At 42.7% G+C, this 12,149-nt stretch carries 3 protein-coding genes; all 3 read left to right on the top strand.

Features of this window, described 5'->3' with window-relative positions:
- The first annotated feature begins 42 nt into the window (after positions 1-42).
- Complete coding sequence (gene iscB, locus F6J90_RS20555; RefSeq protein WP_293097471.1) at positions 43-1,347, top strand: RNA-guided endonuclease IscB; 1,305 nt, start codon at positions 43-45, stop codon at positions 1,345-1,347.
- A gap of 212 nt (positions 1,348-1,559) precedes the next feature.
- A complete protein-coding gene (locus tag F6J90_RS20550; RefSeq protein WP_293097469.1) occupies positions 1,560-2,324 on the top strand; it encodes an enoyl-CoA hydratase/isomerase in 765 nt (254 codons plus the stop codon).
- Entirely contained in the window at positions 2,312-12,145 is a 9,834-nt protein-coding gene (locus F6J90_RS20545) for a type I polyketide synthase (protein ID WP_293097467.1), read from the top strand. Before F6J90_RS20550 ends, F6J90_RS20545 begins: the two co-directional genes overlap by 13 nt.
- The last annotated feature ends 4 nt before the right edge of the window (positions 12,146-12,149 follow it).

The raw sequence follows: 12,149 nt of genomic DNA, 5'->3' as shown, positions 1-12,149 counted from the left end.
GCGAAGCGAACTTAACCCTAGTAATAGGAGGAAGACACAATTATGCGTGTTTTTGTACTCGATAAAAACCTTAAGCCACTAGATCCTTGCCGTCCTGCCAGAGCCAGATTATTGCTCAAGCAAGGTAGAGCAAAAGTATTTAGAAGGTATCCATTTACAATCATCTTGCCAGATTTGGAGGTGGAAAACTGCACGACTCATAATCACCAGTTAAAAATTGACCCAGGTGCAAAAACAACAGGCTTAGCAATCCGGCAAGGCAACACTGTTATCTGGGGTGCTGAAATAACGCATCGTGGATTCCAAATCCGAGACGCTCTAACTTCAAGACGGCAACTAAGAAGTTTTCGCCGTAATCGTAAAACTCGTTATAGAAAAGCTCGCTTTCTTAATCGGAAACGTTCAGAGGGATGGTTGGCTCCTAGTTTAATGTCTAGAGTTCATAACATTCTGACTTGGGTTAAAAAACTGGTTCGGTTTTGCCCCATCACTGGTATTTCCCAGGAGTTGGTACGGTTTGATACTAAAAAGATGGAGAATCCGGAGATATCCGGCACTGAGTATCAACAAGGTACTTTATACGGTTACGAAATTCGAGAATACTTACTTGAAAAATGGAATCGAAAATGTGCTTATTGTGGCACAACAAATGTCCAATTAGAAATTGAGCACATTAAACCAAAGTCTTTAGGTGGTTCAGACAGAGTTAGCAACCTAGCAATAGCTTGTCGCGATTGTAACCAGGCTAAAGGGAACCAGGAGATTAAACAATTCTTGTCAGGAAAACCTGATATTTTGAAACGAATCCTGTCTCAGGCTAAACGATCGTTAGCTGATGCCGCTGCGGTTAACTCAACTCGCTGGAAGCTGTACAACGAACTCAAATTGACCGGATTGCCGGTAAAAACGGGTTCGGGAGGTCAAACTAAGTACAATCGACGTCGGTTTAGCCTACCTAAAACTCATTGGCTTGATGCCGCTTGCGTCGGGGATGTTCAAAGTATTTTTGTTGAGGATTATCAAATTTTATCGATTGTAGCCAAAGGCCATGGAACTCGTCAAATCTGTCGAACAGATAAGTTTGGTTTTCCGAAACGGTACTGTTCAAGAACCAAGATCCACAAAGGTTTCCAGACCGGAGATATTGTCAAAGCAGTTGTCACTAAAGGTAAGAAGATCGGAACTTACGTTGGGCGTGTTGCTACTCGTAAAACAGGTTCATTCAACATTTTAACTACCAACGGATTAATCCAAGGAATTAGTCACAAGTACTGTATACCCATTCACAAAAAGGACGGATATGCCTATCAAATTAATACCCTGTCCTCCCTTTCCTCCCACCGCTAACCTTTTAGGTATAGCGGGGGTCTCCAGGGAGGCGGAAAGATGAATACTGTATAAAATCGAACAGGTAACAGTAGCAAAAAAACTGACGATAGCTGATAGCTAAAAGCTGAGAACTAAAACCTGATAGCTAAAAACTGATAGCTAAAAGCTGATAGCTAAAAACTGATAGCTAAAAAAAATCCAGGTTGATAAACCATTGATAAAGCAATATTATGTACTATAAAACCATAAAAATAAATTATCAACCTGCTGTACAAAGAATCCAGATTTATCGGCCAGAAGCTAACAATAGCATCAACGATCAGCTGACTCAAGAATTGTTATCAGCCCTGCAAGCTGTTGAAGCTGAAGAAACTGTTAAAGTAGTGATTATAGAAGGACTACCGGAGGTATTTTGTACAGGGATGGATTTTCAAGCTATAGCCAACGGCGAGATCATCGATACCAAAATCAGTGCTCACGCCTACTACAACATCCTCAAACAGATGTCTCAAAGTAGCAAGGTGATTGTGTCCCTTGTCCGTGGTAAAGTCCAAGCAGGGGGAGTGGGTTTTGTCGCCGCAAGTGATCTGGTTATTGCTGATGAAACTACTACCTTCGTGTTATCAGAACTACTATTTGGTTTATTACCTGCCTGTGTCTTACCATTTCTGATTCGTCGAGTGGGATTTCAAAAAGCCTACCGCTTATCCCTCACAACTCAACCAATTTCTGCCTCAGAAGCCTATAACTGGAGTTTAGTTGATGAATATGGCAGCAACCCTGATAAATTAATTAGTCAATATATTCGCCGTTTAAGATATTTACCCTCATCTGGGGTTAAGGAATTAAAAGACTATATGAATAAGTTATGGATTATTCAAACAGAAACTCAAAACATAGCTGCCAATAAATCTGCCAGTCTCTTGGGTGATCCGACGATTCAAGCAAAAATTAAACGATTTGCAAAAGAGGGGTTATATCCATGGCAAAGCTGAACTTGAATCAGGACTTAGGAAATGGTAACTCTGAGGTAGTACAACTGGCAGAGTTAGGTGATGGTATTGTACAAATTACAATGAATGATGAGAAAAACAGGAATAGTTTTTCTCAAAAGTTTATTGATAAATTGTTTCGATGTTTTGAATTAGTTAATCAAAATCAGATTTATAAAGTAGTAATTCTAGCGGGAACCAGTCATTACTTTTCTACAGGTGGCACCCAGGAGCAGTTACAATCAATCTTCAGAGAAGAAATTAAATTTACTGATTTTTATGAAATATTAACCTTGGCTCTCGATTGTCCGCTACCAGTCATCGCTGCGATGGAAGGTCATGCCTTGGGAGGCGGTTTTAATCTAGGTCTATATGCCGACTTTATCGTGTTGAGTCGAGAAAGTTTTTATGCCAATAACCTGATGAAATATGGTTTAACCCCAGTTGGCTCAACCTCACTCATCTTACCCAAGAAGCTAGGGGCAGAGTTAGGGCAAGAAATGATTTACACTGGTAGGCAATATCGTGGAGAAGAATTAGCTCAACGAGGTATCCCTTTTCCAGTGTTACCGAGAAAGGAAGTACTAAACTCTGCTCGGAAACTAGCGAAAGAAATTGCCGAAAAACCTAGATTATCTCTACTGGCATTGAAAGAGAATTTAACTGCGGAAATTCGCACTAAATTGCCAGAAGTGGTAAGCAAGGAGTTAGAGATGCATGAAAAAACCTTCCAGCAGGTAAAGGTAGCAAATCAAACAATACATCAAACCACTAATCAACCAGTTCAACTAAAAATAGCTAGTTATGGCCTGCTAAAGAATCTAACTTGGGTATCTCTGGAGAATCAAGTCCCTGGAGTTGGTGAAGTCAAGGTTCAAATCCAAGCTGTACCAGTTAATTTCCGAGATATCCTCAACGCCCTGGGTATGCTGCAAGAGCATAACCAAACAAAGCTTGGCATTACCAGTGTAGACCATCTCACTTTTGGTTTTGAAGCTGTGGGTGTCATTGTTGGTGTTGGCTCAGGGGTCTCTCAATGGCAAATCGGCGATGAAGTAATGGTAATCGGATGTCATGATGCCTTCAGTAGCTTTATTATTTGTTCACCGAACAACCTAGTAGCCAAACCTGCCAATCTCAAGCTGATAGAGGCAGCTACGATTCCGATTCCTTTTTTCACTGCCTATCACGGGTTGTATAACTTAGCCAAAATTCAGTCAGGAGAACGAGTATTAATTCATGCTGCTTCAGGGGGAACTGGACAAGCCGCAATTCAATTAGCTCAATTTTGGGGGGCAGAAGTATTTGCTACTACTAGTCCCCAAAAGATGGCTGTGCTCCGGGAACAGGGAATAAAGCATGTGATGAATTCTCGCACTACGGAGTTTGCCAATGAGATCAGGGAACTCACTCAGGGAAAAGGGGTAGATGTTATCTTCAATAGCCTGACTCATGGAGAATACATTCAGAAAAATCTAGATGTTATTGCTTTAGAAGGACGATATATTGAAATTAGCAAGCGTAACATCTGGAGTCATAGTCAAGTTGCTCAAAAACGCTCAGATATCAAGTATTTTCCGTTTGATTTGCTAGAAGAATTTAATAGAGATGATCAATTATATTCCCAGATTTGTAAAAAATTGATACAATGCTTTGAAAATAAAGAACTGCATCCATTAGTTTACAAAACTTTTCCGAGGGAAGATATTGTCGAAGCCTTCCGCTATCTACAGCGGAGTAAGCATATAGGTAGGGTAGTGGTGACCATGCCAGAAATCTATTCTCACAAAGAATCATCTAGTTATCGGTTACCTAATCAAGGGCAGATGAGTCAGCAAGAAGAAGTACTACAGCAATTGCAATCTGGTGAAGTTTCCTTAGAAGATGCAGAAAAACTGTTACTAGAAGTTACTGGAGAAGAAGTACAACAAAAATTTCTAGTTAAACAAATAAATAATGGTCAAAATAAACAAAGTAATAAATATCAATCAGAAAATATATTAGCTTTACTGAGTTCAGGAGAAATATCTTTAGAAAATGCAGAAAATTTATTATTAGAACCAGAATCGACAAAAGAGACTGATGCAATAACCCCAGCTCAGAATACAGATATAGCTATTGTTGGCATATCATGTCGCTATCCAGGAGCCAAAAACTATCGAGAATTTTGGAAAAATTTACAGAATGGAGTTGATAGTGTAACAGAGCCTCCTCCCGGAAGATGGGAAGGACAAAATTGGTATCATCCAGACCCCGAACATCCGGATACTTCCTATTGCAAGTGTGCTGGGTTTATAGATGACATTGACAAATTTGATCCTTCATTCTTCCAGATTTCTCCAGGAGAGGCTCAGTTTATCGAACCGCAACAAAGAATCTTTTTAGAAGAGGCTTACCACGCTATTGAGGATGCTGGCTATGCTCCTGATTCTCTTAAAGGCAAACAATGTGGAGTCTTTGTTGGAGCTGTCAAGAGTGATTATAGCAAGTTGTTATCAGATTCCGGCTTAGGGACTCATCGACTGGCGCTATCAGGAAATCAGCTATCGATCGTACCAGCAAGAATAGCCTATTTCCTTGACCTTCGAGGACCAGTAGTGGCTGTGGAAACGGCTTGCTCTGCTTCATTAGTTGCTGTTCATCAAGCTTGCGAAAGTATTAAACGGGGAGAGAGTGAACTGGCACTCGCCGGGGGAATTTTCACTATGCTCACCCCAGACTTCCAAATACTGTCGAGTCAGTTTCAGATGGTATCTCCGGCAGGACGTTGTAAAACTTTTGATGCTGAAGCATCCGGTACAGTTTGGAGTGAAGGTTGTGGCGTTCTGTTACTAAAAAGCTACGAGCAAGCAATTCGAGATCAAGATCATATTTACGGAGTAATCAAGGGTACAGGCATCAATTATGATGGCAATACCAATGGCATTAGTGCCCCTAGTAGCCAATCTCAAACGCGCTTGGAAGAAAGGGTTTATCAGCAATTTGGGATCGATCCAGAAACGATAAGTTATGTAGAAGCTCATGGTACAGCAACATCTCTTGGAGATCCCATTGAAGTTGAAGCTTTAACCGAAACCTTTTCTAAGTGGACTAACCGAAAACAGTTTTGTGCGATCGGCTCGGTAAAGACTAATATTGGTCATGCCTCAACTGCTGCCGGGGTTTCTGGTTTAATTAAGACAATTTTGTGTCTCAAACACCAGAAATTGGTTCCCTCGTTACATTTTAATCAACCCAATCCCCACATCGACTTTGCCAATAGCCCTTTCTATGTCAACACAGAATTCCAAGATTGGGAAGCACAGGAAGGCAAACCAAGGCGAGCCGCAGTCAGTTCTTTTGGCTTTAGTGGCACTAACGCTCATATCGTTATTGAAGAAGCGCTAAAAGAAGGCAACAGGCAACAGGCAACAGGCAACAGTGAAGATTACAGAAAAGGCAACAGGCAACAGGCAACAGGCAACAGTGAAGATTATTTAGAACGTTCGGTTCATCTCTTAACCCTGTCAGCGAAAACAGAAACGTCTGTTGCTGAGTTAGTGAGTAGTTATCAAAATTATCTCAAAACTAATCCAGAATTAGGGTTGGCTGATATCTGCTATACAGCTAACACAGGAAGAACTCACTTCAACCACAGATTAGCAGTTGTCGCTGCTGACCAACAAGAATTAGTCGAAAAACTCCAACAGCACCAACAGGGAGAGGAAGTAGTTGGAATTTACTCAGGACAACAGGAGTATAACACCACAACAGCTAAAATTGCCTTCCTATTCACAGGACAAGGTTCCCAATATGTGAACATGGGAAGGCAGTTGTATCAACAAGCAGCAACTTTCCGTGAAGCGATTAACCAATGTGACGATATTCTCAAGACTGTAGAAACCTTCCGGGACAAGTCATTACGAGAAATTCTCTATCCAGCAGACGACTCATCAGATTCCTCCCTGCTGAACCAAACAGCCTATACCCAACCGGTGCTATTTGCTATAGAGTATGCTCTATGTCAACTCTGGCAATCCTGGGGGATTAAACCAAATGCAGTTATGGGTCACAGTGTAGGAGAATATGTAGCAGCAACAGTAGCAGGAGTATTTAGTTTAGAAGATGCCTTGAAACTCATTGCCGCTAGGGGAAGGTTGATGCAGAAATTACCTGCTGGTGGTGAGATGGTTTCAGTCATGGCTCCAGAAGTAAAAGTCCTAGAGACATTGAATGGGATGTCCCTAGGAGACAAAGTAGCCATAGCAGCCATCAACGGACCCCAAAGTATCGTAATTTCTGGTGATAGTGAAGCAGTAAGAGCGATCGCAACTAACCTGGAATCCCTTGGCATCAAGACCAAACAACTACAAGTATCCCATGCCTTCCATTCCCCTCTGATGGAACCAATGTTGGCAGAGTTTGAAGCAGTAGCCAATCAAATCACCTACCATCAGCCTTGGATACCACTGATATCCAATGTTACTGGCCAACTGGTGGATACTGAGATTACTTCTGCCGAATATTGGGTAAATCATGTGCGTCAACCAGTGCGGTTTGCCCAAAGCATGACAACTCTGGATCAGGAAGGATATGAGTTATTCCTCGAAATCGGACCTAAACCAATATTACTGGGCATGGGAAAGCAATGTTTACCAGAAGAGGTGGGTGTCTGGTTACCATCATTACGTCCAGGAGTAGAAGAATGGCAGCAGATGCTTTCTAGTTTAGGACAGTTATATGTAGAGGGAGCCCAAGTAGATTGGCTAGGATTTGAGCAAGATTATGCTTGTCAGAAGGTAGCATTGCCGACATATCCCTTCCAGCGAGAAAGGTATTGGTTAGAAACTAATAATGGTCTTCCGAAAAAACAGTATTTGTCAACAAGCCAAAATATCCACCCCCTATTAGGTCAAAAACTCAATTGTGCGAGTAAACAACAAATTTTTCAGTCAGTCCTAGGGGAAGGCTCCCCAGCCTACCTCAGCCACCACCGAGTATTTAATCAAGCATTATTTCCCACGACTGCCTATTTAGAAATGGCTACAGCAGCCGGAAAATACCAATTGAGAAATCGCAATTTGGTAATAGAAGATTTCTTCATTCGCCAGGGATGTATTTTGCCCCCAGGAGAACTGCTTTCAGCCCAAACCATACTCACTACAACAGACAACCAAAGCTACAATTTCCAAATATTTTCTCAACAACAAGAACAAGAAAACGAGGAACAAAAGTGGGTACTCCATGCCACAGGAAAAATAAGATCAGACCAAACAGAGACAACTCCTAAAACAGACTTGGAAAAATACCAGAGAGAGTGTAGTCATTCGATAGAAATCAGTCAACATTATCAACAATGTCGGCAAATTGGTATAGACTATGGCAAAAGTTTCCAAGGCATATACAAGTTATGGTCTGGTGAAAACCAAGCACTAGCCGAGATTAAGTTACCTGAAGAATTGCTCGGAGAAACCATCGACTATCAGTTCCATCCGGCATTACTAGATGCAGCCTTGCAGGTAACTTTTAGTGCATTGCCACAAACAGATAGTGACAAAACTTATCTGCCAGTAGGAATAGAACAGTTCAAAGTATATTGTAGTCCAGGACTTTCCCTATGGGCTTACGCATCAGTGATGACCCCTGTCGAGGAAACTCAAGAAAGTTTGACTACTCAAGTAACGCTAGTGAGTCCAGATGGAGAAATCATTGCCACAGTCAAAGGTTTACAAGTAAAACTGGCGACTCAACAAACTCTACTAAGAACAGAAGTAGAATCAATAACTAATTGGTTGTATGAAGTAGAATGGAGAACCAAAGGTCTTTTGGGCAAGTTGCTACCTCCTGATTTCTTGCTGGCTCCTGTAGAAGTTTCCCAACAATTAACTCCCAGCCTAGCAGAATTAGTAACTCAAGTAGATAATGTTCGTACCTCAGAAATTGGCAGGAGCTTAGAAGAATTAAGCGTAGATTATATAGTGCAAGCCTTGGGGTCAATGGGTTGGTCATACCAGCCAACAGAGAGCTTCGACTTGGAGGCAGCAGTCCAACGTTTAGCCATAGTTCCGAGCCAACGACGACTGTTCCAGCGTTTGCTAGAAATCTTAGCAGAAGTAGGAATACTCCAGTCCCAGCAACAACGGTGGCAGGTGCAACAAACCTTAGAGAAAGTCAACCCGACTCAACAAAGCCAGAGTTTACAGAGTCAATATCCAGAGGAAGCAGCAACATTGACATTGTTAGACCGTTGTGCATCTCAACTAGCGGTCGTACTAAGAGGAGCAATAGACCCAGTACAATTGGTGTTCCCTCAAGGAGATTTAACCACAGCAACCCAACTGTATCAAGACTCAAGTGTAGCGAAAGTGATGAACACGATCGTGCAAAAAACCATCACTCAAGCTATTGAGAAATTACCACCGAGCCGAGGGATAAGGTTGTTGGAAATCGGAGCTGGAACAGGAGGGACAACTAGCTATATTCTGCCCCATCTCAATCCCAACCAAACAGAATATATATTTACCGATATTGGGGCATTGTTCACCAGTAAAGCCCAAGAGAAATTCCGGGATTATCGATTCCTGGGCTATCAAACCTTAGATATAGAGGTAGACCCGACCAGCCAAGGATTTGAATCTCATCAATATGATGTAATTATTGCGGCCAATGTCCTCCATGCAACCGCAAGTCTCAAGCAAACCTTATCCCATGTGCGGCAACTGTTGGCACCAGGGGGAATGTTGGTCTTGTATGAAGCAACAACTCGGATTAGGTGGGCGGATTTAATCTTTGGACTATTAGAAGGATGGTGGAAATTCAGTGATTATGAATTACGACCAGACTACCCACTGCTGAGTCGCCAGCAGTGGCAAAAGGTGTTGAGTGAAACAGGTTTTACTCAAGTAGTTACCTTGCCAGAAGTGGAGGGAATGGCAAAAGCTTTGTCAGAGCAAACGGTGATTGTAGCCCAAGCAGCTACCACAACCAATGAACAAACGAAGGAGACATCGAAAGGTTGGTTGATACTAGCAGACACTCAAGGAATTGCTCAACACTTAGCTAGCCAACTGCGCTCAGTAGGAGACGTTTGTACCTTAGTATTTGCAGGAGAGAGCTATCAACAGCTTGCCCCGGAAGAATTTACCATTAACCCCGACAACCTCTCAGAATTTGAGCAACTGATAGAGACTCTAGCTGCCAAATCACCATCTTTATCGGGAGTAGTACAATGTTGGACAACCGAAGCAGGGCTAGGTAAAACTATCAACTCTGAAGAATTAGAAAACTTATCTCGGCTAGGGTGCGGCACAACCTTATCTGTGGTACAAGCCTTAGTCAAAGCCGGATTATCTCAATCACCCCGGTTATGGTTAGTAACGAATGGTGCTCAACCAGTACCGTCAAATTATCCCGTAATACCAGGAGTAGCCCAATCTTCGGTGTGGGGAATGGGAAAAGTGATTAGCTTGGAACATCCAGAGTTAAACTGTACTCGTATAGATTTAGACCCAGAGGAGACTATAGAGGGTCAAGCTGATGCACTCTTTAATGAAATCTGGTCAGAGGATTCCGAAGATCAGGTGGCATGGCGTGGAGATGGTCGTTATGTAGCTCGATTGGTGGCTAGTCATCATCAGCAACCAGTGGCACAACAGTTGGTACCATCACAACCATTCAAACTAGGAAGTTCCCAGAAGGGTAGTTTAGATAACTTAATCCTAGAGCCAGTTACTAGACGCTCGCCAGGAGCAGGGGAAGTAGAAATTAGAGTTAAGGCAACAGGATTGAATTTTCTAGATGTAGTATCTGCATTAGGATTAGTCCCTCAGCAAGTGGATGGAATGTCTCAAAAACACTTAGTAGAGATGGACAGTTTTGGTGGAGAGTGTGCGGGTGAAGTAGTAGCTGTAGGGTCAAAAGTCACAGGCTTTCAGATAGGGGATACAGTTATGGCTATGGCTCACGGCAGCTTTAGTCAGTATGTAACTGTTGATGCTACCTATGTAGTTATTAAGCCAGAAAATCTGAGCTTTGAAGAAGCAGCATCTATTCCAGCTAATTTTTTAACAGCTTATTATGCTTTGCATCATCTGGCTAAGATTCAGGCTGGCGATCGCGTTTTAATCCATGCCGCAGCCGGAGGAACAGGGATGGCTGCGGTTCAAATCGCGCAGCAAGCAGAAGCAGAAGTTTTTGCTACCGCCAGTCCTCCCAAATGGGAAGCGCTACGACAGATGGGAGTCAAACACATTATGAATTCCCGGACAGTGGAGTTTGCTGACCAGGTGATGGCAATCACTCAAGGTCAAGGAGTAAATATTGTACTCAACTCTCTGACTTCTGGGGAATTTATTAGCAAGGGTCTCTCAGTAGTCAGTTCTGGTGGTCGGTTTGTGGAAATCTCCAAGCGAGGAGTCTGGGATTCAAGCCAAGTAGCAGCAGTCAGACCGGATGTATCTTATTTTGTAGTGGATTTAGTCAAAGAGTCTCAACAGCAACCGGGATTAATCAATTCTATGTTGCAAGGGTTGAAAGATAAGTTGAGCAACGGTTTACTACAACCACCACCAGTGAAGGTATTTCCTATAGAGGAAGTCATTGATGCCTTCCGTTATATGCAGCAAGCCAAACATATAGGCAAGATTGTGGTGAGTCAAACACAACTTGCTGATGCTAGGACTCAGAAGCCTTTAAGTTTCCGTTCTGGAGCTAGCTATTTGATTACAGGAGGTATGGGAGGTTTGGGTTTACTGGTAGCTAATTGGATGGTGTCTAAGGGAGCTAAACATTTGGTATTGTTAGGACGCCGTTCACCGGATGATGCTATTAGGAAAAAAATAACAGAGTTAGAAATGGCAGGAGCGGAAGTGGTAGTGGAAAAGGCCGATGTGTCTGATGGGAAATCGATGAGAGAGGTGTGGAAGAGAATTGAGGAATCAAACCGACCATTAGCAGGAGTGATTCATTCGGCGGGGATGTTATCAGATGGAGTGCTACAAAACCAGAGTTGGTCTAGTTTTGAGCAGGTGATGGCACCGAAAGTGCAAGGTGCTTGGCATTTGCATCAATTGACTCAAAATCAACCATTGGACTTTTTTGTGCTGTTTTCTTCGGCAGCATCTCTGTTGGGTTCACCTGGTCAGGGAAATCATTCGGCAGCTAATGGGTTTCTTGATGGGTTAGCCCATTATCGTCGCGGGATGGGATTGTCGGGATTGAGCATTCATTGGGGAGCCGTTGCTCAAGTGGGAGAGGCGGCAGAAAGGGGTGCGGATATGAGGGCATCCAAGCAGGGTATGGGTGTAATATCTCCAACTCAGGTATTAGAGTCTCTAGAACTACTGATGAGTGGTGAGGATGTAGAAGTAGGAGTGGTTCCCCTTGAGTGGTCAGGATGGCAGGAGAGATTAGCCCAATGGCCTTTCTTGGCAGATTGGCAGGAAACAATCCAAACCACTTCTGAAACGTCTAAGTCAGAATTTCTGTTAAAGCTGGAGGCAACAGCACCTAACGAACGTCGCTCTTTATTAGTAGCTCATGTCCGTCGTCAATTAGCTCTGGTATTAGGAATCAATAATCCCGAATCGATTGCCTTAGCAACAGGCTTTTTTGACCTGGGGATGGATTCTTTAAGTTCTGTTGAGTTGAGGAATAAGTTGCAATCCAGTTTAGATTGTTCACTGCCATCTTCTCTGGCTTTTGATTATCCCAAGGTAGAGAAACTGGTAGATTATTTAGTTAAAGACTTACTAGCTGAAAAAGAGGAGGTAGCAGATGAAAGCGAGCAACTTATCGAAATAGACGATATTGCTAAAAGGCTGGCAGAACAACTAGGAGCCAATTAGGAGG

It is taken from the genome of Moorena sp. SIOASIH (assembly GCF_010671925.1).
In the GTDB taxonomy this organism is placed as follows: Bacteria; Cyanobacteriota; Cyanobacteriia; order Cyanobacteriales; family Coleofasciculaceae; genus Moorena.
Note: the sequence above shows the minus strand (reverse complement) of the source record. Positions and strands in the feature narration are given on the sequence as shown.